Raw genomic sequence first — 24302 nt, 5'->3', positions numbered from 1 at the left:
AATAACTAGCCTGCGCGAAGCAGCGTTTTCATTTTTTCGTTACGGCAAAACTGGCGCTTCATCTCTACCACCAGCGCATTGCGCGACAGCACAATCATCACGACGAATGCCAGCGCCCCCGCGGCAACCTGTACCGCCAGCAGCGCGGCCAGCGGCAGGTGGCCGCCGAGGATGATGCCCAGACCGTAGCTCACCGCCAGAGTCGGCAACGAGAGATAGAACGGCAGCCACAGGCTCAGGATGTACTGACGGTAGCTGGAGCCCAGCACCGGCTTGATCATGATGAAGTAGCTCAGAACGGTATTGATTATCTGCACCAGCAGGAAGCCCAGCGTGACGCCGATGGCGCCCGCCATATGCCCGCCGACGATAATCGCTGGAATAAACAGGAAGGTTTTGAACACGTTGAACTTAAAGCTGATATCCACGCGCGCTTTTGCCATCAGCAGGGAACCAATCGGATTCCCCACGGAGCGCAGGAGCCCCACCACGCACAGCAGCTGAAGGATCGGGATGATGCCGTTCCACTTCTCACCAAACACCAGCGGCACGAAGTTACTGGAAACCACCATCAGCCCCAGCAGCACCGGAAAGTTGATAATCCCCACCACGGAAAGCAGCTTGTAGAAGTTAACGCGCAGCTTCTCGGTGTCGTCCTGAATCTTGGCGAACGCCGGGAACAGGACGCGGGTGATGATCGGGTTCAGCTTCATCGGCGGCACCACCGCGACGTTGTAGGCCAGGTTGTAGCCCCCCGCCACGCTCGCGCCAAGAATACGCGCCAGCACCAGCGTCGACAGGTTGGTATTCACATAGTTGATGATGCTGTCCGCCGTCAGCCACGCGCCAAAGCGCAGGTTGGACGAGACGGATGCGAGAGAGAAATGCAGCCCCGGACGGTAGATCTTGCGGCCAAAGTAGCCGAACAGCAGCGTACGCACGGCAGAGTTAACCAGGTATCCGAGGATGGCGGTCATCGCCAGCGGCCAGAAATGGGCGCTCACCACGGTGAAGGTAAAGCCCGCCAGCACGGCGCTGGTTTCAATCATGCCGATCTTGTTGAACTCCAGCTCTTTCTGCATCAGCGCGCGGAACTGCTGCCCGTGCGGGATCACCACGAAAGCAAACGACAGCGTGCGCATCAGCGGAGCGAGATCCGGGTTATGCAGCACGCTGGCGATAGTGTCGCTCAGCAGGAACACCAGCACGAACACGAAAATCCCCAGCCCCACGTTCAGCCAGTAGAGGGTGGTCAACTCAAGATGGCTAATCTCTTTGCGCTGGATAATCGAGTTGGCAATACCAAAATCAGACAGCGTATCGGCCAGCGCGATAATCACCAGCGAGACGGTCAGCAGGCCGAACTGGTGATTATCAATAATGCGCGCCAGCACGGTCATCTGCACCAGACCGAGGCCAATGATGACGATGGTCGCCATCGCTGACCACTTCGCCCCGCTGATGGTTTTTTCACGTAAGCTCATCTTAGTACGCCGCTTTGTTCACGAAACCTTTGAAGATGGTCAGAAAAACAATCTTGATATCAAACCAGATACTCCATTCGCGGATGTACTCCAGATCGAATTCGATACGTTTTTCCATTTTTTCCAGCGTGTCGGTTTCGCCGCGCCAGCCGTTGATCTGCGCCCAGCCGGTGATGCCCGGCTTCACCTTATGGCGCAGCATGTAGCCTTCAATCAGCGAGCGGTACTGCTCGTTGTGCGCCACCGCGTGCGGACGCGGGCCAACAATCGACATGCCGCCGGTGAAGACGTTGATAAACTGCGGGAGTTCATCCAGCGAGGTGCGGCGCAGGAAGTTCCCCACGCGGGTGACGCGCGGATCGTTCTGCGTTGCCTGGGTCACCACCTTGTCGTTTTCCATCACCTTCATGGAGCGGAATTTCCACACCATAATCGGCTTACCGTCCATACCGTAGCGGGTCTGGCGGAAGATAACCGGGCCGGGAGAGCTCAGCTTCACCGCCAGGGCAATGCAGCACAGAACAGGCGAAATCAGCAGCAGGATCAGCGAAGAGAGCACAATATCTTCCGCGCGCTTCAGCACGCGGTTAATGCCGGACAGCGGGGTGTCGTAGAGCGGTACCACCGGCACGCCGTTCACTTCTTCAATGCGTGAATGGAGGATGTTAAAGGTAAAGACGTCCGGGATCAGGATCACCGAACAGGTGGTGTCCGCCAGCTCGCGCATCAGTTGCTTAATGCAGGATTCGTCTCTCATCTGCATGGCGATGTAGACGTTGTGAATTTTACCGGCTTTCGCGTCTTCAATAAGCTGTTCGTAATTGCCCGCCCAGTCAGACGGCACGCCGCCCGGCTTCGCGTCGTGATAAATCCCGACCACTTCAAACCCTAACCACGGCTCTTTGCGGAAGCTGTCGAGCAGGACCTTACCAACCGGCAGATCGCCCGCTACCGCCACGAAGCGACGGTTATAACCGCGGTTACGCAGCCAGCCCGCGCCGAAGCGGATAAGGGAACGGCACACCACCATGCCGACGCTGGTCAGCAGATACCAGCAGAGATAGGTGACGAGGCGATTATCAAAATCATGGCTGAATGCCACCAGGCCTGCGCTAAAGATCAGGCTTAGGGTCCAGTTCTGCAGCAACAGCATCAGCTCGGTGGTCATTTTCACGCCGCGCCAGGAGCGGTAGAAATCGGTCATCCCGCCGATCATCTGAAACACGACCAGCGCAATGAGTGCCATCAGCAGATGCATATATAAGAACGGCAGCCCGCCGATCCGACACACCGCCCATAATCCACCGACCATGATGGTGATATCAGAAAAACGCTGCACCATAGAGATTAACGATGCATTCGTTCTCGCTCGTTCGCGTTTTTTTAGATTCGTCATCGTTGTTCCTTTAGTTCTAAACCTTACCCCTCACCCTGCCCCTCTCCCCAAAGGGGAGAGGGAATTTGAACACCCTCTCCCCTTTGGGGAGAGGGCTGGGGTGAGGGGCAGTTATTACTGATTCAACAGCGCCAGAATGTCCTTCGTTCGGGCTTCCATCAGCGCCGTGTCAGCACGGGACTCCACGTTCAGGCGCACCACCGGCTCGGTGTTGGACGAGCGCAGGTTGAAGCGCCACTGCGGGAACGCCATGCTGATGCCGTCCGTACGGTCAATTTCCAGCGCGTGGATCGCAAAGTGCTGCTCCACGCGGGCAATGGCCTCGGCCGGCTGCGCCAGCTTGCTGTTGATCTCCCCGCTCGCCGGGAACGCCGCCATGCGGTCGCGCACCAGCTCGCCCAGCGTCTGCCCCTTCAGGCACAGCAGCTCGGTCACCAGCAGCCACGGGATCATCCCGCTGTCGCAGTAGGCAAAATCACGGAAGTAGTGGTGGGCGCTCATCTCGCCGCCGTAGATGGCGTCTTCTTCGCGCATGCGCTCTTTGATGAAGGCGTGGCCGGTTTTGGACATCACCGGCGTGCCGCCCGCAGCGGAGACCACGTCGACGGTGTTCCAGGAAAGGCGCGGGTCATGAATGATCTTCGCGCCTGGGTTTTTCTCGAGGAACGCTTCCGCCAGCAGGCCGACAATGTAGTAGCCCTCGATGAACTGCCCTTTCTCGTCGAACAGGAAGCAGCGGTCGAAGTCACCGTCAAAGGCGATCCCCATGTCCGCGCCGTGCTCAATCACCGCGTTGCGGGTGTCGTCGCGGCATTCCGGCAGCAGCGGGTTAGGAATACCGTTCGGGAAGTTGCCGTCCGGGGTGTTGTGTACCTTGACGAAGGTCACCGGCACGTTCAGCGCCTTAAAGCGGGCTTCCAGCGCGTCCACCACCGGGCCGGCCGCGCCGTTACCGGAGTTAATCACCAGCTTCAGCGGCTTGAGGTTCGCCACGTTGATGTAGCCCAGCAGGTGGTCGATGTACTCTTTCTGCAGGTTGATTTTTTTGTAGCTGCCGCGCTTCGCCTCGTTCACCGGCGGGAAATCGTTGGCTTCCGCCAGGCGCTGCACGTCGCGCAGGCCGGTGTCGCCGCTGATCGGGCGGGCGCCCTTGCGCACCAGCTTCATCCCGTTGTAGTCCATCGGGTTGTGGCTGGCCGTCACTTCGATACCGCCGTCCACGCCCAGGTGGAAGGTGGCAAAGTAAATCTCCTCGGTCCCGGAAAGGCCGATATCCAGCACGTCCACGCCCGCGTCCTGCAGCCCTTTCGCCAGGGCCAGCTTGAGGGATTCACTGGTCAGACGCACGTCGCCGCCCAGCACGATGGTCTGCGGTTTTAAATATTCGCCGTACGCGCGGCCAATGCGCCACGCGATGTCTTCATTCAGCTCTTCGCCCAGCTTGCCGCGAATATCGTAGGCTTTAAAACAGGTTAATTTTTCCATGATGACCCCTTTTTCAGGCAACAGTCGGCCCTGACCACTTAATGGCCAAATTGATTTTTTGTCATTCGCAGGCCCGGTAAGCGCAGCGCCACCGGGCATAATGCAGAGTGCTACACCCGCCCGTAGCGGTCCTGGAAGCGCACGATATCGTCCTCTTCCAGATACGAACCGGAGCGCACCTCAATTAAGTCGAGAGGAATTTTCCCCGGGTTCTCCAGACAGTGCGTCGCCCCCAGCGGAATATAAATGGACTCGTTTTCACCCAGCAGTTTGATTTCACCGTCGATAGTGACTTTAGCGGTACCCGCAACCACCACCCAGTGCTCGGCGCGGTGATGGTGCATCTGCACCGACAGCCCCTCGCCCGGCTTCACGGTGATACGTTTCACCTGGTAGCGGTCACCGGAGTCAATGGAGTCATATTTCCCCCACGGACGGTAGACTTCGCGGTGAATATGGTGCTCGTGACGGCCATCGGCCTTGATCTGCTCCACCACTTTTTTAACGTCCTGCACGGCGTTACGGTCGGCAATCAGCACGGCGTCCTTGGTCTGGACAACCACCAGATCCTTCACCCCGACCGTGGTCACCAGGCCGGATTCGGCGTAGACGTAGCTGTTTTCCGTTTTGTGGCTAATAACATCGCCGTGGTGGACGTTACCCTCCGGGGTATGGGCGCTGATCTCCCACAGGGAGGACCAGGAGCCGACATCGCTCCAGCCCGCATCCATCGGTACCACGACGGCATCCGCCGTACGTTCCATCACCGCATAGTCAATGGACTCTTCCGGGCAGGCGAGGAACGCCTCTTCATCCACGCGGATGAAGTCGAGATCCGGGTCCACCACCGCCATCGCTTTCTCGCAGGCGTTCAGAATATCCGGGCGGTATTTGCGCAGCTCTTCCAGGTAGCGTCCGGCACGGAACAGGAACATCCCGCTGTTCCAGTAATACTCCCCGCTGGCGACATACGCCTGCGCGGTTTCCAGATTCGGTTTTTCAACAAACTGCGCCACGTCAAACGCCACGCTGTCGCCTTCACCCGGCGTCACGCTGCCGCGACGGATGTAGCCATAACCGGTTTCCGGCAGATCCGGCACGATGCCGAAGGTCACCAGCTTGCCGCTCTCGGCGTAAGGGATCGCCGCACGCACCGCGTCGCGGAAGGCGTCTTCCTGCTGGATAACGTGGTCTGCCGCCAGGACCAGCATCAGCGGATCACAATCCGGGCTGCTGCGTTTTGCCGCCAGCGCCGCCAGGGCGATCGCAGGCGCGGTATTGCGTCCGGCAGGCTCCAGGATGATGTTTTCGGTGAGCTTATTCAGCTGGCGCAGCTGCTCGGCAACAATAAAGCGGTGCTGTTCGTTACAGATCACCACCGGGCTTTCACACTCCACGCCGTGCAGACGGTTTACCGTCGTCTGCAGCATGGTGAGATCCCCTTTCAGGCAGAGGAACTGTTTTGGATAGAGCACGCGGGACAGCGGCCACAACCGGCTACCAGAGCCACCAGCCATCACAACCGGATACAAAGTGGTTTGACTCATGATTTATCCCCGTATATCTGCAATAAATTGGCTCAGCACGTTCTCTTTTTCGAGCGTGCGTTCGGCATATTCACGTGCCACCGTGTTCACTTTTGGCATGGCAAGTGCCTGTTCAATTCCGGTTACCAGCGCCGGGACCGATTCCGGCTCCACGCACACGGCAATCCCCGGATAGCTGTCACACAGCTGGCCTAATTCTGTTTCGGCTTCCGCCGTGATCACCGCGTTACCGCCCACTGCCAGAATGTTGGTCAGCTTGGACGGCAGCACCGCGTCCGCGGCGCCGCGTTTTTGGACCACCAGATGGCAGTCGCCCATCTTCAGCAGCGCAGGCAATGCCTCGTAAGACTGAAGCGGGAAAAATTTCACGTTGTTCAAGCCGCGTTCCCCGGCCATTTTTTCCAGCCGCGCTTTTCCACCGCCCTGCCCGACAATCACAAACGTCCACGGATGTTCACTCAGCAGCTGGGCCGCTTCAATCACGCTTTCCAGCCCCTGCTTTTCGCCGATGTTGCCTGAGTAAAGAATGATTTTTTGATCTTCAGGCAAACCGAGCTGCGCGCGCAGGGCCTGAGCATCTTGCTCAGTTACATCGCGAAAACGCGCCACTTCTGACCAGTTCGGGAAGAAAATGACTTTCTCCGCCGGGACGCCCTTCTCCTGCGCCTTGTTCATCATCGAGCGCGAGATAGTCGAGACGTAATCCACGTTGTGCAGCCCGCTGCGCTCAAACGCGCTGGCGAGCTTCGCCACCTTGCCGCCCTTGCTTTTGCCTGCCATCCCCAGGCCCAGCATGGCGTCAACTTCATAATCCTGAATATGCAGCAGGGTGCGCGCGCCGGAGAGTTTGCCCAGCAGGCGCATGCCCGGCGTGCAAAACAGCGTCGGCACCACGCCGATAATGCGATCCGGCTTCCAGCGACGCTGCGCCATCAGCGGGAAAAAACTGCTCAGGGCAAAGCTGCCCAGATGAAGTAACCGTTTCAGCGTTGAGGGCTGCTTAGGGACATACAGCGGGCAGCGCCAGACGGTCGCTGCACCCTCTTCGCGACGGTAGCGCCAGCTTGAGTAGCGCTCCCCGACTTCCCACTCCGGGTAGTACGGCGGCGCGGTAATGACCCGCACGTCATGTCCCTGGCTCGCCATCCACTCGACCATCTCGCCGGTGTATTTCCCGATGCCGGTTAATTCCGGCGAGTAGTTGATTCCGTATACGAGGATCTTCATATGCCCGGCACCTCGGCCTGACGTTCAGCCAGGAAATAGGCACGACTGTTGTCATGCACATTGTCGCTGGCAAGCAGCGCCTCTGGCGTTTGCCAGCGGTAGTCGTCATGCTGAGAATCAGGCAGACGCAGGTCTGCCTCACTCACCTTCAGGCGGAACCCCAGCACGATGTAGTGCGTGGTGAACCCGGTACCTGAAAAGTTATCGTCATAGAAGTGCTGCCAGACCCCGTAAAACTGGCCCGCTGCCATCGGCAGCTGCAGGCCCAGTTCCGCCAGAGTGAGTCGCTCAAACGCATCGCTCAGCGTCTCATCCTTCTGCACGCGCCCGCCGGGCACGAACCAGAAGCCCTGTGCAGGACGGTTGGTTCGTTTCCCCAGCAAGAACTCGCCGCGTTCGTTCTCCACGATCAAATCAATTGAGATGAGCGGAGTGGAACGCACTACCGTGGCAAAATCTTCCTGACTTAAAAACATCGTTACCCCCGGAAGCGGTGCTGGTTTTCCAGGAACCACTGGTAGGTACTGGCCAGACCCTGCTCCAGTGACACCTCGTGATACCAGCCCAGCTGATGCAGACGGGTCACGTCCAGCAGCTTGCGCGGCGTGCCGTCCGGTTTCGTCGCGTCAAACACCACGCGGCCTTTGTAGCCCACAACCTGCGCGATGGTTTGCGCCAGCTCGCGAATGGTGCAGTCCACGCCGGTACCAACGTTGATGTGCGACAGCATCGGCTCGGTGTTCTCCTGCCACACCTCGCGATCCAGCTCCATCACGTGAATGCTGGCGGCAGCCATGTCGTCCACGTGCAGGAATTCACGCATCGGCGTACCGCTGCCCCACACCACCACGTCCGGCGCGTTCTCGGCGGTCGCCTCGTGGAAGCGGCGCAGCAGCGCCGGGATCACGTGCGAGTTGCTCGGGTGGAAGTTGTCGTGCGGTCCGTACAGGTTGGTCGGCATCACCGAGCGATAGTCGCGGTTGTACTGACGGTTGTAGGACTCGCACAGCTTGATCCCGGCAATCTTGGCAATCGCATACGGCTCGTTGGTCGCTTCCAGCGTGCCCTGCAGCAGTTCGCTCTCGGCGATCGGCTGCTTCGCCATTTTCGGGTAAATACAGGACGATCCGAGGAACAGCAGCTTATTCACGTTGTGCAGATGCGCCGCGTGAATGATGTTGCTCTCGATCATCATGTTTTCGTAGATGAAATCCGCCGGGTAGGTGTTGTTGGCAACAATGCCGCCCACCTTCGCCGCGGCCAGATACACCTGGTCAATGCGTTCGTTAGCAAAGAAGTCCTGTACCGCACGGCTGTCGAGCAGGTTCAGCTCGTCGCGCGTGCGGACAACCACCTCGACGTCACCGCGCTGTTCGAGCTGGCGAACAATCGCGGAACCCACCATTCCGCGATGACCGGCGACAAAAATACGTTGTTTTGTCATTCTCAGGACTCCAGCGCGATGGCAACCTCGTAGCCATGAGACTTAAGCAGAGAGTGTTTTTTCGCTGCTTCAAGATCTTTGGCTACCATCTCGGAAACCATTTCCTGCAGAGTGATTTCTGGTTTCCAGCCCAGCTTCTCGTGCGCTTTGGTTGGGTCGCCCAGCAGGGTTTCCACTTCAGCAGGACGGAAGTAGCGTGGGTCAACCTGCACAATCACGTCGCCTGGCTTCACGCCCGGAGCGTCGTGGCCGGTCACGGAAACCACGATACCTTTCTCTTCCACGCCGGTACCTTCGAAGCGCAGTTTGATGCCCAGCTGTGCCGCGGCCATTTCAACGAACTGACGAACGGAGTACTGCACGCCGGTCGCAATCACGAAGTCTTCTGGCTGTTCCTGCTGCAGCATCATCCACTGCATTTTCACGTAGTCTTTGGCATGGCCCCAGTCACGCAGGGAATCCATGTTGCCGAGGTGCAGGCAAGACTCCAGACCCTGCGCGATGTTGGCGATGGCGCGGGTAATTTTGCGGGTCACGAAGGTTTCGCCGCGACGCGGAGATTCGTGGTTGAACAGGATGCCGTTACAGGCGTACATGCCGTAGGATTCACGGTAGTTCACGGTGATCCAGTAGGCGTACAGTTTTGCTACCGCATACGGAGAGCGCGGGTAGAACGGCGTCGTCTCTTTCTGTGGGATTTCCTGCACCAGGCCGTACAGCTCGGAGGTGGATGCCTGGTAGAAGCGAGTTTTCTTCTCAAGGCCGAGGAAGCGGATCGCTTCCAGCAGACGCAGCGTACCCATGGCATCAACGTCAGCGGTGTATTCCGGGGATTCGAAGGAGACCGCTACGTGGCTCATCGCGCCCAGGTTGTAGACTTCATCCGGCTGTACTTCCTGCAGGATACGGGTCAGGTTGGAGGTATCGGTCAGGTCGCCGTAGTGCAGGTGGAATTTCGGGTTCGCCGCGTGAGGATCCTGATAAATATGATCCACACGTTCGGTGTTGAAAGAAGACGCACGACGTTTAATACCGTGTACTTCATACCCTTTTTCCAGCAGGAACTCTGCCAGGTAAGAACCATCCTGCCCGGTAACGCCGGTGATGAGAGCGACTTTAGACATGTTTATATTCCTCTACTTATGAATTTAATCAGTTTCAACGCGTTCGCGTATCACCACTGCGGGGTTGCCACGGCAAATTTTATTTGCCGGTAGCGATTTAAAAACGCTGCTGCGGGCACCGACTACCGTGCCATCGCCAACAGAAACACCCGGTGCAACAAAAACATCCGTTGCCAGCCAGCATTTTTCACCTATCGCAATAGGTGAAGCGGTAATATCAAAATGCTGACTCATAAAATCGTGGCTGCCGGTGCACAAATAACACTTCTGTGAAACTACCGAATTTGCGCCAATCGTTATTTCGCCAAGGGTATATAACACCGCGCCATCCCCAACCCATGCGTAATCTCCTAGCGTTAATTTCCACGGATAGGTAATTTTCACAGAAGGTCGGATGACTACGTTTTTTCCGATTTTTGCGCCAAACAGACGCAATAAAAAAGCTCGCCAGCGGTACATTATTTGCGGCGACCAGGCAAATAATGTTGCCTGAACGGCCCACCACAGCTGTACCTTAATACCATTCCCGCCCCGAAAACCTTCCGGCACGGAGAAACCTTTTAAATCCTGCATTGCGTTTCCTTATATTCAGGCTTTGTTATATAAGGTTTTCGTTTTGCCTGTGGTACGCAGGCGTAATAAATAAGATAATTCCGCCCAGAACCCCGGCACGCGTAATATTTTACGCTGTACGTTTTTGGCATCCTGGCACAATTCCAGATTATTAGACGTTGACACGCCGCCCATTGAGAATTCAGACACCAGCCCTTTAATTCGACGGAACGGGTAACCAGATTTATACAGGCTGGCTGCCAGCGCATAATCGGAAGACACTTTATACTGCAAATCGTAAGGCTGTTTTTTCAGACCCTTTACCGGGAAGAAAATGGCCTGATGGCTAGCCGGCAAGCTGTGGTAGATATACCAGCCTGGCTTCGCGCTGCGGCACACTTTATGTCCGTCGCCAAAATCGAGCAGCGCATCGCCAATATACATGGCGTCCTCTTTCTGGCGAGCCAGCTGACGTGCAAACAGCGCCACGTCTTCATGGAAAATATCGCCCGAGTTCAGGAAGATGGCATAACGGCCTTGCGCCATGCTGATGCCTTTATTCATCGCATCATAGATGCCTTTATCTTTCTCGCTGATGTAGCGTAAGTTGAACTCACCGTTGAGTTTTTCCAGAAACTCCGCCGTGCCATCGTTCGAGCCGCCGTCGACCACAATCCACTCAAAGGTGAGGCTTGGATCGCGCGCCAGGTTGCGCAGCGAGCGCCAGGTTTTTACCACCCCTTCGTAATTACGAAAAGCGACAGTAATGACGCTAAGAAACATAAATCACCTCATTTCGTCATACGTTCGTAATATTAAGCGCCTTGCGCAGAATAAACGGACAGACAATCAAGAAAGCATATTCCGGGCTAAATATTGACCCGGTAAAAAACAGCGACACCGGAGTAAACAGATAAAGCTGAACGCGAAAGTTCTGGTTATCACCAAACGCGTTAATCATCATTTTGAAAACTTTAAACAGATACCACAGGGTCAACAGTACGGCGAACCACGAAAAATAAATAATTAACAGATACAGACCATTGTCTATGGTTTTACCGACATCCGCACCGTTAAAGATTCCGAATGATGCAACATATTCGTAAAGTGAGCCGAATCTTACTACCCCATCAATATGGGTTAAGGAATAACCCACCATCACCAGTGGCCCAATGATGCGATAATAGGACGAAGACCCTTCCGTTCCCAAATCACCCAGACGTTCTGAGATGTACGGGAAGGCAAATATCACGCCTACCATAAATACCGTCAGGGAGATAATCGCCAGCGGCAGTTTTTTCTTAATCGCATCTTTGTTCAGGTACTGGAACGCCCACTCCAGCAGGTAAAACAGGATAAATGTCATTACCCCTGAGAACGATCCAGACAGAACAATTCCTGCAAGAATCATAGCATCGGTCTTAGGCGTTTTGATACCAAACTGTTTGATGCTGAGCCAAATTGAGATTAACGCCAGAGCGAAAAACGCCGGTTCAAAATAGAGGGCCGTAGTGCGCTTCCCGCCAAACTTGATGAAGTTCAATACATAGCTGTTACTGTAAATGAGATATTTCGAAATTATCTCCATCAGGCTGCTGCCGCCGGTGAGAATAATTTGCGCCATCTCCAGCGCGGCAAGCATAACAATTAACGCAACGGCAATATAAAAGAACCTAAGGATTTTCCGATAATTGTGCGGAGAAATAGTTTTAAACCGAATACTCCAGACCATTCCGATAATAATAACAATATAAACAAACAGCATGGTCGACGTGACGTATTTACTGGCATCCAGCGACTGGCCAAAGATGTAGTTAAACAGCGTCAGGCCCGTGCCCAGCCCTAAGGCAATCATCAGCTTCTTGAGGTTGATTTTATCGACATACAGCAGAAGCAGAACGGGCAAGAAGGTTACGATGGTTATCGGGAAGCTTTCGCCGAGCTGGGCAATTTTGACGTTGACCAGCAGGTAGATCAGCGGCAGCAGCAGATAACTACAGATTCTGATAGAACGAGACATACTCCTCCAGCATCTGTTGTCCACTGTAGGCCTTGCGGCTGCGGTTGCGGAACGATTCCAGGTCCGTGCCAAAAACGATCTCAGCAATCTGCGCCTTCGGCAGCTGTACCAGAGGCAGGACCTCCTGCTCCGTGAAGGTTTTCCCGCCGGACTTTTCCAGCACTTCACGCGCCGCATCGCTGTGTGTGGCAATCACCGGCACGCCGATAGAGAGCGCTTCGCAGAGGATCAGCGGGTAGTTATCCACGCGGGAGCTGAACACCAGGGCGTCCATTTCATTCAGCGCGCTCATCAGCTTGCGCTTGTCGGTCTCAAACCCGTGGTTCACCACGTTGGCCCCTTCGAACGGTGAAAACTTGCCGAAGGTGTGAAGCTCGATCTTGTCACCCAGCGCCATCATGTCGCGCACCAGCTGCTGGTTGGTCTTACCGTCGTAACGCAGGTCATGCGCAACGATAGCGATTTTCGGTTTGCCCGCGGTTTCGGCCACCGGGGTCAGCTCGGCAAGAATGGCTTCCGTCGCTACGTCGATGCCGTTGTTGATAATCTGACAGCGCCCTGCCCCGTACAGGCTGTTGAAGGCATCGGCTACGTGCTGGCTCGGGGAGATAAACGTACAGCCGAGCGAGAGCATGTCGCGGAACAGCTGACGCTTTCCGGCCACCAGCTGATGCGCGCGATCCACCTTCACCGGTGGGTAGTTGCTTAACGTCGGGCACTTCTGGCAGTTATCTTTCCAGCCTTCGCAGCCGTCGGTAAACGCGCAGCGTCCGGTCACGCTCCAGTGATCGTGCAGCGTCCAGACGAATCGGGTGTCGGGCTTGTGGGTCTGCACCTTCTGGCAAAACGCCACCACCTCTTCCAGATTCAGCCAGTAGCTGTGCAGCACGTGAAAATGCAGTACAACCGGGCCCGTGGTGCGGGTAACCGTGCGGTAAAGATTGTTCAGGTTGCCAAACAGATCGCGGTTAAACAGGCGGAACAGCGCAATGTTGGCAATCGAGGTCAGACGCGGCGTGTGCTTGTGCACCTGCGGGAAATTATCGTGGCTGACGCTTTTCTTGCCGCCTTTGCCGTAGCCGTAAATAAAACGAGACTGAAGTCCTTTTTGCAGCGCGCGCTGGTGCAAATCCAGGGCCACGCCTGCCGCTCCGCCTTCTGCGAGGCGTACGTTAAATTGCAGAATGTTCATTTAATCACCTTCACGCGGGCTTTTTCTCCCACCACCAGCGCGTTATCCGGAATGCTGTCCAGCACCACGCTGCCAGCACCAATCGTGACGTTATTACCAATCGTAATGTCACCGATGATCACCACGTTCGCCCCCAGCTCGACGTTATTGCCAATGACCGGGCAGGCCAGGCTGTCAGGCCCGCGGTTGCCAATGGTGACCGCATGACGAATGGTGAAATCATCCCCGGCGACCACAAACTTGTTGATCACCACCGCATAGCCGTGATGGATGGTAAAGCGGCGGCCAATGGTGGCAGCGGCCTGAATTTCATAGCCAAAAAAGCATTCGGTGATGATGCGGTACAGCACCAGCACGGGTGCCGCCCAGATATTGTTCAGCACGTTTTTCTTACGCCACACCGAGCAAAAGTGCGCGATGCGGTACGCCAGAACCATGCAGCACGGACGCAGGCTCCAGCCGTTAGCGCGGCAATCTTCCAGAAACATTATTTCCCCCGAAGTCCATCAGCCAGGCGCTTGCCGTTACGCACGGACAGCAGCGTCAGCAGCGTGCGCCAGTTCATGCGCTTATTGCGGATCTGATAGAGGGTAAAGAGCTGATATTTACGGCTGGCACGGTCAAACTTGTCCTTGTGCTTGCGGTAAAAATGGAAGTAGCCCGAGAACTTTTTCGGCGAGGAGGTGATTTGCATCTCCCCGTGGTTGATGTGCAGGATCTGCGTGGCCTCTTCCACTTTCCACGGCTCGCCGTATTCCACCACCATGCGCAGGAAGATATCGTAATCCTGCGCGGCCTTGAGTTCGGTATCGAACAGGCACTCTTTGAAACGCCACGCCCAGGTGAAGACCTGGTTACCAATAATGTTGCGCTTGTAGAACAGGCGGCGAGAGTACGGTGATTTCGGATACAGCGGCAGGCTCGCGGGCTGCGAGTAAACCTCGCCCTGGCAGACATAGTCGTTGGCATACAGGAAAGCGTGCGTGACCAGCTGTTCTTTATGCGACAGGAAGATAGACAGGCGGTTCGGCGTCCATTCGTCATCGTCGTCGATCCCGGTCAGATACTGCCCTTTGGCCTGCATAATCGCCTGATTACGCACCGCACATGCGCCGGAGTTAATGGCGTTATGCGTATAGACCACCCGCGGGTCGTTGAGGTCAGTCACAAACTTTTGCAGCTGTTCATACGAGGAAGAGCAGTCATCAACGATGATCAGCTCCCAGTTATCGTAATCCTGTCGCAGGACGGATTTGATTGCGCGAATCGCCAGCTGCTGACGATTCCATGTCGGCATATAGATTGAAACTAAAGGGCGTTGTGTGGTCATGGTCTTCCCCTTATCCCTCACCCCGCCCCTCTCCCGGAGGGAGAGGGAGAAAGCTGCTCTCCCCTCTGGGGAGAGGGTTAGGGTGAGGGGGATTTTTATTTGCTGTCAGATTTATATTCGTACTCGTAATAGCCGTAATCCTGGTACCCGGTCGCGCGGCGGAAGATGGAGTTCAGGATCACCCCTTTCACCTCAATGCCGTTCTGCTCGAAGCGGCTCAGGCTGGTTTCCACCTCTTTCAGGGTGTTCACCGCGTAACGCGCCACCATCAGCGTGGTGCCCGCATGGCGGCCAACAACGGCCGCGTCGGTCACGGCCAGAATTGGCGGCGTATCGATCAGCACCAGGTCGTAGTTTTTGCTCGCCCACTCCACCAGCTCGGTGAAGCGTTCGCTCATCAGCAGCTCGGACGGGTTAGGCGGCACCTGACCGCGTGGGATCAGGTCAAATTTCGGCACCGTTGTAGGTTTCGCGCTCTGGCTGATTTCACCTTTGCCGAGCAGGATTTCCGACAGACCGTTAACGTTGTTGGTACCCAGCAGTTCGTGGGTGTAGCCCTTACGCATATCGCAGTCGATCAGCAGCACGCGCTTGTTGGTCTGGCTGACCACCGCCGCCAGGTTGGCGCAGACGAAGGTTTTACCGATTGACGGGCTAACGCCGGTTAACATCAGGACGTTGTTTTTGGCCTGCATCATGGCGAAGTGCAGACTGGTACGCAGGCTACGGATCGCTTCGATGGCGAGGTCGGTCGGGTTACCCACCGCCAGAAGCTGGCTCTGTTTGTAACGCTTGACGCCCTTGATGGTTTTGACGCTGTCGCGGGATTTTTGCCATTCAGACAGCGGAATGCTGGCATAGACGTTGATACCGCTCTCTTCCAGAACCTGCGGGCTTTCGATGCCGCGGTTGAACAGCGAACGCAGCAGCACGCCCACGATGGAGAGCATCAGGCCGAGAATAATGCTGCCGAGAATAATCAGCGCTTTCTTCGGCTTCAGTACGCCAGGCTGGGTAATGGCCGGGTCAACGATGCGCACGTCACCAACGGTACTGGCTTCGGTGATTTTCAGCTCCTGCTGCTTGTTCAGCAGCTGCATGTAAACCTGCTGTCCTGACTCCACGTCGCGGGTCAGACGCACGATCTCCTGCTGCGTTTTCGGCATCGCGGTCACGCGGTCATTGAGCTTCGCCTTCTCCTCTTCCAGCGTGCGGCGTTTCTCCAGCAGCGTGCGGTAGGCCGGGTGACGTTTGGTATAAAGCTTGGAAATCTCCGCCTCTTTGAAGGTCAGCTCGTTGAGCTGCGCATCAATGTTGACCATCGAATCGAGGACCGATTTCGCTTCAAGCGGCAGGTCAACGGAGTCTTTATCCTGACGATAGGCGTTCAGCTTGTTCTCGGCATCATCCAGATGGGCGCGCACTTCCGGGAGCTGTTTGGCGAGGAAGGCCAGGCTTTTCGCCGCTTCCGCCGACTTACGCTCAACGTTCTGCTCAAGATAGTTGCGGGTAATGCTGTTCAGGATGTCGCGGATTTGATCCTTATCTTCACCGGTAAAGGTCATGCTTAGCACGCCGGTGTCCTTACCGTTTTCGGTGACGGTCAGGTTATTTTGCAGATTGTTGATCATCCCCAGCGTGGAGAATTTGGTGACGGTGAATTCACCGCCCTCCTGGGCGTTAATCGCGCTGACCATCATGCTGACGCCGTCTTTGGTCAGCATCTGCCCCACTTCACCGCGGGCGCTAAAGCCTGCGTCGCTGGTTAGCTGGTACTGTTTCGGGCCAAGCACCGTCAGGGTAAACGTCTGATCGGCCGCCCCTTTCGGCAGCACGAAGTCAGTGACTTTCACCGTGTCGTTGCTTCGTCCCATCAGCCGATCCCAGCCGGCACCAAAGACTGGGAAGGTATTCTTGGTGACGGAGATATCGAGCCCGAGGTCGTGAACCGTTTTACCCAGCACCAGGCGTGACTGGATGAGCTGAATTTCGGCGTCGGATGCCGGCGGCTTGTTCGCCAGCGCGGAACCAATGTCCTGCACCAGCGAGTTGCCGGTATTCTGCTCGATCTGCACCAGCGCGTCGGCGCTGTAGATAGGGGTGGCGAACAGCGTATAGACGACGGCCGCCGCGGCGAACACGGCGGTAATGCCAAGCACCCACCATTTTGCCTCTACAACAGTGCCGACCAGGCGCCCAATATCAATTTCATCACTGCCCGAAGTCGGGGCGGCAGAAGGTCTTGTTTTTTCTGTCATTGTTATCCCTGCTGAACTTTCAGTGCCTGCGCCCACTGTTGGGCAGACTGGTCAAGTAAGGTGTAAACCGCCTCAAAGGCCTCATGGCTTTTGCGATACGGATCGGGGATTTCACGTTCATTGTCCCAGTGACCAAACAGCATCACCTTGCCGCGCATCTCCGGAGCGATATCGCACAGCGCATGAATATGGCGTTTTTCCATCGTCAGGATCAGGTCATACTCCCGGCACATGCGGCCAGTGACCTGGCGGGCCACGTGGCCGTCGAGAGAGAGGTGATGATCCCGCGCCACGCTCGTTGCGCGCTCATCGGCACCTTTACCGACCAGTGCACCCAGCCCGGCCGAATCAACGGTCAGTTCGGGCTGGTAGTGTTTCAACAACCGTTCAGCCGTAGGGGAACGGCAAATGTTCCCCACGCATACCACCAGAATTTTGTTAAACATCGCGGATTACCAGGTATGAATGTCGCGCGCCGTATCCGTCATGTAGCGAACGCCACTGATGGTTGGCAGCAACTGGTTGATCAGACGGTTCCAGCGGGCAACCGGCGCGGTGGTGACGTACACCACATCGTATGGCTGGAGACGGAACTCCGTTGCCATCACCAGAGAGGTCGCATCGGACATATCCAGCTGATAGATGTTGGCAATCTTGCCTTTCGCACTGCCCTCACCTTTCAGCGGACGGATAACGAAGATGCCGGTCGCGTTAGAGGTCGTCAGATCGATACCCTCAGCATTGCCCAGCGCCTCGGTCAGCGTCATACCGCTGAAGTCCATTTTGAGGGTGCTCTGTTTCTTCACTTCACCCATCACAAAGACTTTCAGATCGTCATTGCGCGGCACGTAGAGAATGTCGCCCGGATAGAGCAGGCGGTTCTGGGTCAGATCGCCGTTTTGCATCAGCGCCTGCAGCGAAATGCGCTGCTCCTTCCCGTTGTGAGTGAGCACGACGTTGCGCCAGTCGGCTCCGTCGGTTAACCCGCCCGCGGCATTGATGGCATCCAGTACGGTCAGAGGAACGTTGGTGATGGCCTGCTGGCCGGATTTGTTCACCTGGCCAGAGATATAGGCTTTTTGCGAGCGGAATGCGGCGATATTAACGTCCACCTGCGGATCGGCGATGTACTGCGCTAAGCGGCCGGTAATATCACTACGGATCTCGGCAAGCGTTTTCCCTGCAACATGGACTTTACCAATGTAGGGATAGAACATGGTGCCATCTGACTGCACCCAGTTACCGGTGTCGCTTGAGCTGCGGTACTGGCCCGCTGGCGTGGTCAGTTCAGGGTGGTCCCAGACGGTCACGTTGATCACGTCACCCGGCCCCACGCGGTACTGATAGGACGCAATTTCCTGGTCCAGCGACATATTCGGCTGGGCAACATTCGGACGTGGACGTAATTGTTCGACCAGACGAGGCGTAAGTGGATAAACATTCACCATTTTGTCGAGATCAAAATCGGCATCCTGTTGCTTGATCACATCCTTACCCATTGTTGACATATTGCTGCCGGGAAAGACCGTGCAACCACTCATCAAGGTCACAGACACCAATAATGGCATCAATTTCATTTTGGATTTCATCATTGATTATTTATCACTTTGGCAGAGTAATTATCCTGTGCAATTTAAATAAGCTCGAGTCGTATTGGGTTTCAGCATGCAGTTAATCAAATAGAAATATAACTGGCATCAGTCCTAAAAAAAGCTTATTCATCCATTGGCTATTGACAGAATAATCGAGGCTGATTCACACGCTTTCAGGCACGCTACCGCCCTTGGCTTTTCAGTTACCAATCCACTGACTAAACAATGTGTTATGGATAGACACCCTCTTGAGCAAGGTCTTCTGGATATATATCAGTCGCTTGAGAAACCCGACGGATAATGAATAACCATCCCTGAAGACCGAACATTAATAGCAACACCGAGATTTAACATTTGATGCTGGGAGAATTGTTGCAGCTAACCTAATAGCAGGCAAGGAGACAACTGTCCTAATATCTGTTTTTAAGATTAATATTAAGAGCAAATTTTTAACCTTTTAGGAATTTCTTTATATTGACAAAATGAGAGTAAAAATCATCACCTGCGATATATCCTAAAATGCATTCCTTGTAATTAAATATACGTATTTCGCTTATTTACACCCTATTGAGAATGCTCTCTTTTTTACCCGTCGTATTAAGAGAAATCTCAGCCCGGCATTGCAATTTCCCCCAGCTTTATCCATGATCGAAGTGTGACATTCGTCATATAACAGAAGGTATTGCTATTACTATGGAATGGATTGCCGATCCCTCAATCTGGGCCGGGCTGGTTACGCTGGTCGTCATCGAGCTGGTGCTCGGGATTGATAATCTGGTCTTTATCGCCATCCTCGCTGAAAAACTGCCCCCTTCCCAGCGCGACCGCGCGCGCGTGACGGGTCTGCTGCTGGCGATGGTGATGCGTTTACTGCTGCTGGCCTCTATCTCCTGGCTGGTGACGCTCACTCAGCCTCTGTTCTCCATTCACGGCCTGAGTTTTAGCGCCCGCGATCTGATCATGCTCTTCGGCGGGTTGTTCCTGCTGTTCAAAGCCACGGTGGAGCTCAACGAGCGGCTGGAGGGCAAAGACAGCGAGAACCCGACCCAGCGCCGCGGAGCGAAATTCTGGCCGGTGGTGGCGCAAATCGTGGTGCTGGATGCGCTCTTCTCCCTCGACTCGGTGATCACCGCCGTCGGGATGGTGGACCACCTTGCGGTGATGATGGCCGCGGTGATCATTGCCATCACGCTGATGGTCATGGCCAGCAAGGCGCTGACCCGCTTTGTGAACAGTCACCCGACCATCGTGATCCTCTGCCTGAGCTTCCTGCTGATGATTGGCTTTAGCCTGGTGGCCGACGGTTTTGGCTTCCATATTCCGAAAGGTTACCTGTACGCCGCCATCGGCTTCTCCGTCATGATTGAAGCGCTCAACCAGCTGGCGATATTTAACCGCCGCCGCTTCCTGTCCGCGAATCAGACCCTGCGTCAGCGCACGGCCGACACGGTTATGCGCCTGCTAAGCGGTAAGAAAGAGGATGCGGAGCTGGATGCCGAATCCTCCGCCATGCTGGCCGATCACAGCGATGGGCTGATCTTCGACCCGCAGGAACGACGGATGATCGAGCGGGTGCTCAATCTGAACCAGCGGACGGTCAGCAGCATCATGACCTCGCGGCATGACATTGAGCATATCGACCTGACGGCACCGGAAGAGCACATTCGCGCCCTGCTGGATAAAAACCAGCACACCCGCGTGGTGGTGACCGGCGGTGAAGAGGAAGAGGAGCTGCTGGGCGTGGTGCACGTTATTGACCTGCTCCAGCAGCAGCTGCACGGCGAGGCGCTCAATCTGCGCGTCCTGGTCCGCCAGCCGCTGGTTTTCCCGGAGGGACTACCGCTGCTCTCCGCCCTTGAGCAATTCCGTAACGCGCGCACGCACTTTGCCTTTGTGGTGGATGAGTTTGGTTCGGTGGAGGGACTGGTCACGCTCAGCGACGTCATGGAAACCATTGCCGGTAATCTGCCTAACGAGGTGGATGAGATTGACGCCCGCCATGATATTCAGAAAAACGCAGACGGTTCGTGGACGGCTAACGGCCATATGCCGCTGGAAGACCTGGTGCAATACGTGCCGCTGCCGCTGGATGAAAAACGGGAATATCACACTATTGCCGGTCTGCTGATGGAGTATTTGCAGCGTATCCCGCAGCCGGGGGAAGAAGTTCAGGTTGGCGACTATCTGCTCAAAACGCTGCAGATTGAAAACCATCGCGTGCAGAAGGTTCAGCTCATTCCGCTGCGGGATGAGGAAGAACTGGATTTTGAGGTTTAGGTAAAACAAAACGGCAACCTGGTTGCCGTTTTTAGTGTTTGCTCCCTCTCCCGTGGGAGAGGGCCGGGGTGAGGGCATCAGGCCGCAACGCCACCCGGCGCAACGGACATTAAAGCTTATCCAGCAGCTTCTTCACATCCTTACCGTCCTGTGAATCTTTATTGCGTTCCGCCCAGCCGCTAAGCCGACGTTTCGCTTCATCCTGCAGATGCTTACGCAGGATCTGATCCACCTCCAGACTGTAATTCAGGGCCTGCCATTTGCCGTATACGGTCAGCGGGACCGGCGTCTCTTTCAGGAAGTCGATGAGCTTGCTTTCACCCTGCCAGCCGGAAAGTACCCGCACGTTAAAGCGCGTGTCAGCCGTCTCTTTCACCAGATCCAGCTTACCTTCACCGGTCATTGATAAGAGTGAAGAAGTACCCTGCATACCGTCGAGAGTAAGTTGTCCGTTGTCCAGCGTCAGGTCCGTGGTGAAGCTGTCGAGGCGCGTGGCGCTGTCGTAGTTATCCTGGGCCTTCACATCGCTGCTGCGCTCGACCGCCTGCTGCACCAGCTGCTGGAAGTTAAGCCCTTCCATACGGGAATTTTTCAGATCAAGATGCGCCTGCCCTTGCCACTCGTGGCGGAAAGCATCGGCATCAATTTTCGTGCCTGAGAAGTCACCCGCGAGCGTCAACTGCCCCGTCAGGGATATCGGATAGTTAAACGCGTTCAGGATGGTGCCTATCTCAACGTTGTCGAGACGCGGCTGGAATTCGGCGGTGGCAACGTCTTTACGGACGTCCAGCGTGCCGGGCAGCGAGAGGTTCCCTGCGCCCATCTTTCCGCTAAGCTCGGAGATCACCAGCAAACCGTTATGGTTAAACATCTGGCTGCTCACGTCGGTAAAATCAATGCCGCGCCAGCGCAGGCTATTGGCTTTCAGCAGAATATCCGCCGAGAACCCGCGCAGGGCGTTATAGTCAGGTTGATCGAGATTAGACGAGATTACCGGACGTGATACCGGTGCCTGGCTTTGCCCCGTCTGCGTGGCATCGCTGTCCGTGGCGCTGGCGGGCAGAGGCGGCAGCAGATTTTCCAGGTTGAGCTTGTCAAACTGCAGATTCAGCACCCACTTCGGCTTCTCTTCGAGCGTGACGCTCGCCTGCCCCTTCAGGCTACTGTCATTTGCCTGCAGGTTGAGATTATCCAGCTCCAGCTGCTTTTGCTCTTCGCGCCACACGACCTGCAGCGTTCCCTGCCCTGTGATCCCCTGGGTGGGAAGATCGGCACCCGTCAGCTGCCAGTTCAGCTGCTGGATGTCGGCCGTAAGCTGGTGCGGATAGTCTGAGGCGTTCACATTAGCATTCAGCGACAGGGACAAATCACGCTGATCGCGGTTCACGCGCCCGCTAAATTCCAGCGACGCAAGATGGTGAGCATCCTGTTCCATCTGCAGGTTAATGTTGCGAATGGTCACCTGCTCCTGGTGCTCATGCTGGAAAACCAACACGCTATCGGCAACTTTCAGCTTGCCGATATCAAAGGACCAGCCGGTATCGGACGGATCATCAGGCAGAGTATTTTCGCGCGGCGCAACCGGCGCACTGGCATCACGCACGGCTTCGGTTTGGGGGGTGAGCTGGATCACCGCGCCTTTCAGCATCACCTGCTTAACCTGCAGCTGATGGGAAATGAGCGGGATCAGCGCCACATCAAGGCGCATGTTGTCTGCGGACACCAGCGGCTGGGCCGCCCCCGGCGCCGTGAGCGACATGCGGCCAGAGAGAATGCTGAGCTGCGGCCAGACGTGCCAGCGCAGCGGCCCGTCAAGCTTCAGTTGATAACCACTGCGCGCCTCGACCTGCCGCACCATGTAAGCGCGGAAATCGTTGGGGTTAACCAGCAGAACCAACGCCGAAAGGCCAGCCACCAGCACCACCAGCAAAATCATCAGCGTTGTCAGAACTCTTCTCATGGCATCCTCAATGGGCTAACGATCAGTCTTTATCAATACGGCTGGCAACCGCGCCCTGCTGGTCGCGATATTTTGCGTCCTGCCGACGGTTGTAAGGACGATCTGCCGGGCCTGACAGCGGTTCAAAGCTCAACGCGCCGATCATCATGCCCGGGCGCAGCGCCAGCGGCAATTTACCGGCATTGAAGAATTCCAGCACGATACGCCCCGACCAGCCTGGATCGATACGGTGCGCGGTCACGTGAACCATCAGCCCCAGTCGCGCCAGCGAAGAACGGCCATCAAGCCAGCCGACCAGGTCCGGAGGCAGGGTGACGGATTCAAACGTCACCGCCAGGGCCAGTTCACCCGGATGCAGATAAAAAGCTTCGCCTTCATCGATTACGATTTCGTCACTCATCACGCGATCGAGCGCGGCGCTGACTTCGTCCTTCGGCCCGCTAAGGTCAATGAACGGTGCGGTATGGCCGCTAAAGGTGCGGAATTTATTGCCTAACCGGACATCAACGGTCACGCCATTGATACGCTCAACGGGTGGACGTGGGGTAATAGACAAACGGCCTTCATCCAGCCAGGCTTCTATATCGCGATCACAAAGACGCATGGCACTTTCTCCTTTCATGCATCGTACCCTGAGGCGTTAAGCGCTCAGGGTAAAACCAGGTTATCTCTGAACGGTACACAATTCGCGCGGCTTATTCAAAAAACTGGCTGATTTTCGCTTTTAAGATATCAATAGCAATGCGGTTTTTACCCCCGCGCGGCACGATAATATCGGCGTATTGTTTGGATGGCTCAATAAACTGCAGGAACATCGGGCGGACCGTTTTCTGGTACTGCGCCATGACGGAGTCCATCGAACGGCCGCGTTCATTTACATCACGCTTGATGCGGCGCATCAGGCAGATATCCAGCGGGGTATCAACGAAAATCGAGAAGTTCATGGATTCGCGCAGGCGGGCGTCGGTCAGCAGCAGGATGCCTTCAAGGATAATGACCTTTTTCGGCTCGATGCGGATGGTTTCCTGGGTGCGGGTGTGTTCTACGTAACTGTAAACGGGCAGCTCAATCGCCTGGCCGCTCTTGAGCGCTTCTAAATGCTGGAACAGCAAGCTGTGATCCATTGCATTTGGGTGGTCATAGTTGGTTTTGACGCGCTCTTCCATCGACAGATGGGATTGATCTTTGTAATAGCTGTCTTCGGGAATGACGCCGATATGCTCATCACCTACTTGTTCACGCAGTTCGCGATAAAGCGTACTGGCAATTAGACTTTTACCTGAAGCCGATGCGCCGGCGATGCCTATAATGACGCACTGATGAGACTTATCAGTCATAAATTTAGCGACCTGATTAACCTGGATGTTAAGGAAGGACGACGCCGGAGCGTCAAACGCGGCAATTATAGGGATTT

General features: G+C 55.8%; 21 protein-coding genes. 1 reads left to right on the top strand and 20 read right to left on the bottom strand.

Translation table 11 applies throughout. The annotated features are described in order from the left end of the window. Positions 1–5 precede the first annotated feature (5 nt). From wzxC to BJ885_RS11495, 17 genes are all read right to left on the bottom strand, one after another. Entirely contained in the window at positions 6–1484 is a 1479-nt protein-coding gene (wzxC, locus tag BJ885_RS11575; RefSeq protein ID WP_047647345.1) for a colanic acid undecaprenyl disphosphate flippase WzxC, read from the bottom strand. A gap of 1 nt (position 1485) precedes the next feature. Beyond that, positions 1486–2880 (bottom strand): undecaprenyl-phosphate glucose phosphotransferase, encoded by a 1395-nt coding sequence (gene wcaJ, locus BJ885_RS11570; protein ID WP_121931979.1) that lies wholly within the window; start codon positions 2878–2880, stop codon positions 1486–1488. Positions 2881–2994: 114 nt separating this feature from the next. Next, positions 2995–4365 (bottom strand): colanic acid biosynthesis phosphomannomutase CpsG, encoded by a 1371-nt coding sequence (gene cpsG / locus BJ885_RS11565; RefSeq protein WP_029742028.1) that lies wholly within the window; start codon positions 4363–4365, stop codon positions 2995–2997. A 110-nt stretch (positions 4366–4475) separates the two neighbouring features. Then, the gene (gene cpsB / locus BJ885_RS11560; protein ID WP_029742029.1) at positions 4476–5912 is read right to left on the bottom strand and encodes a mannose-1-phosphate guanyltransferase; all 1437 of its coding nucleotides are present in this window, start codon (positions 5910–5912) and stop codon (positions 4476–4478) included. 3 nt (positions 5913–5915) lie between these two features. Continuing rightward, positions 5916–7139: a colanic acid biosynthesis fucosyltransferase WcaI gene (wcaI, locus tag BJ885_RS11555; protein ID WP_121931978.1), complete on the bottom strand. Its 1224-nt coding sequence runs from the start codon at positions 7137–7139 to the stop codon at positions 5916–5918. Next, on the bottom strand, positions 7136–7615 hold the full coding sequence (locus BJ885_RS11550) for a GDP-mannose mannosyl hydrolase (RefSeq protein WP_029742031.1): 480 nt from the start codon (positions 7613–7615) through the stop codon (positions 7136–7138). The genes wcaI and BJ885_RS11550 overlap by 4 nt, the downstream gene beginning before the upstream one ends. Positions 7616–7617: 2 nt before the next feature. After that, positions 7618–8583: a GDP-L-fucose synthase gene (locus BJ885_RS11545; RefSeq protein WP_013097874.1), complete on the bottom strand. Its 966-nt coding sequence runs from the start codon at positions 8581–8583 to the stop codon at positions 7618–7620. A gap of 2 nt (positions 8584–8585) precedes the next feature. Then, entirely contained in the window at positions 8586–9707 is a 1122-nt protein-coding gene (gene gmd / locus BJ885_RS11540; RefSeq protein ID WP_014884502.1) for a GDP-mannose 4,6-dehydratase, read from the bottom strand. 24 nt (positions 9708–9731) lie between these two features. Continuing rightward, positions 9732–10280: a colanic acid biosynthesis acetyltransferase WcaF gene (gene wcaF, locus BJ885_RS11535; protein WP_121931977.1), complete on the bottom strand. Its 549-nt coding sequence runs from the start codon at positions 10278–10280 to the stop codon at positions 9732–9734. Positions 10281–10295: 15 nt separating this feature from the next. Next, positions 10296–11042 carry a colanic acid biosynthesis glycosyltransferase WcaE gene (gene wcaE / locus BJ885_RS11530; protein ID WP_023312400.1) on the bottom strand — a complete coding sequence of 249 codons (747 nt, stop codon included), beginning with the start codon at positions 11040–11042 and terminating at the stop codon, positions 10296–10298. A 16-nt stretch (positions 11043–11058) separates the two neighbouring features. Beyond that, positions 11059–12279 carry a colanic acid polymerase WcaD gene (wcaD, locus tag BJ885_RS11525; protein WP_029742034.1) on the bottom strand — a complete coding sequence of 407 codons (1221 nt, stop codon included), beginning with the start codon at positions 12277–12279 and terminating at the stop codon, positions 11059–11061. After that, positions 12254–13471: a colanic acid biosynthesis glycosyltransferase WcaC gene (wcaC, locus tag BJ885_RS11520; RefSeq protein WP_054829905.1), complete on the bottom strand. Its 1218-nt coding sequence runs from the start codon at positions 13469–13471 to the stop codon at positions 12254–12256. Before wcaC ends, wcaD begins: the two co-directional genes overlap by 26 nt. Next, complete coding sequence (wcaB, locus tag BJ885_RS11515; protein WP_059347022.1) at positions 13468–13959, bottom strand: colanic acid biosynthesis acetyltransferase WcaB; 492 nt, start codon at positions 13957–13959, stop codon at positions 13468–13470. Before wcaB ends, wcaC begins: the two co-directional genes overlap by 4 nt. Next, the gene (gene wcaA / locus BJ885_RS11510; protein ID WP_023312403.1) at positions 13959–14801 is read right to left on the bottom strand and encodes a colanic acid biosynthesis glycosyltransferase WcaA; all 843 of its coding nucleotides are present in this window, start codon (positions 14799–14801) and stop codon (positions 13959–13961) included. Before wcaA ends, wcaB begins: the two co-directional genes overlap by 1 nt. A gap of 95 nt (positions 14802–14896) precedes the next feature. Beyond that, positions 14897–17059: a tyrosine-protein kinase Wzc gene (gene wzc / locus BJ885_RS11505; RefSeq protein ID WP_029741889.1), complete on the bottom strand. Its 2163-nt coding sequence runs from the start codon at positions 17057–17059 to the stop codon at positions 14897–14899. Between the two features lie 2 nt (positions 17060–17061). Next, a complete protein-coding gene (gene wzb / locus BJ885_RS11500; protein WP_023312405.1) occupies positions 17062–17505 on the bottom strand; it encodes a low molecular weight protein-tyrosine-phosphatase Wzb in 444 nt (147 codons plus the stop codon). 6 nt (positions 17506–17511) lie between these two features. Next, positions 17512–18651 carry a polysaccharide export protein gene (locus tag BJ885_RS11495; protein ID WP_014170829.1) on the bottom strand — a complete coding sequence of 380 codons (1140 nt, stop codon included), beginning with the start codon at positions 18649–18651 and terminating at the stop codon, positions 17512–17514. A 693-nt stretch (positions 18652–19344) separates the two neighbouring features. Here BJ885_RS11495 and BJ885_RS11490 point away from each other — a divergent pair. Then, a complete protein-coding gene (locus BJ885_RS11490) occupies positions 19345–20928 on the top strand; it encodes a TerC family protein (RefSeq protein ID WP_121931976.1) in 1584 nt (527 codons plus the stop codon). A 109-nt stretch (positions 20929–21037) separates the two neighbouring features. Here BJ885_RS11490 and asmA read toward each other — a convergent pair whose 3' ends face one another. From asmA to udk, 3 genes are all read right to left on the bottom strand, one after another. Next, positions 21038–22888, bottom strand: coding sequence for an outer membrane assembly protein AsmA (gene asmA, locus BJ885_RS11485; RefSeq protein WP_121931975.1), 1851 nt, complete (start codon positions 22886–22888; stop codon positions 21038–21040). Between the two features lie 22 nt (positions 22889–22910). Continuing rightward, on the bottom strand, positions 22911–23492 hold the full coding sequence (gene dcd / locus BJ885_RS11480) for a dCTP deaminase (protein ID WP_023312408.1): 582 nt from the start codon (positions 23490–23492) through the stop codon (positions 22911–22913). Between the two features lie 91 nt (positions 23493–23583). Then, positions 23584–24225 (bottom strand): uridine kinase, encoded by a 642-nt coding sequence (gene udk / locus BJ885_RS11475; RefSeq protein WP_008500855.1) that lies wholly within the window; start codon positions 24223–24225, stop codon positions 23584–23586. Positions 24226–24302: the final 77 nt, after the last annotated feature.

Origin of the sequence: Enterobacter sp. WP_7_1 (assembly GCF_003688535.1) — a bacterium.
Lineage (GTDB): Bacteria > Pseudomonadota > Gammaproteobacteria > Enterobacterales > Enterobacteriaceae > Enterobacter > Enterobacter asburiae.
Note: the sequence above shows the minus strand (reverse complement) of the source record. Positions and strands in the feature narration are given on the sequence as shown.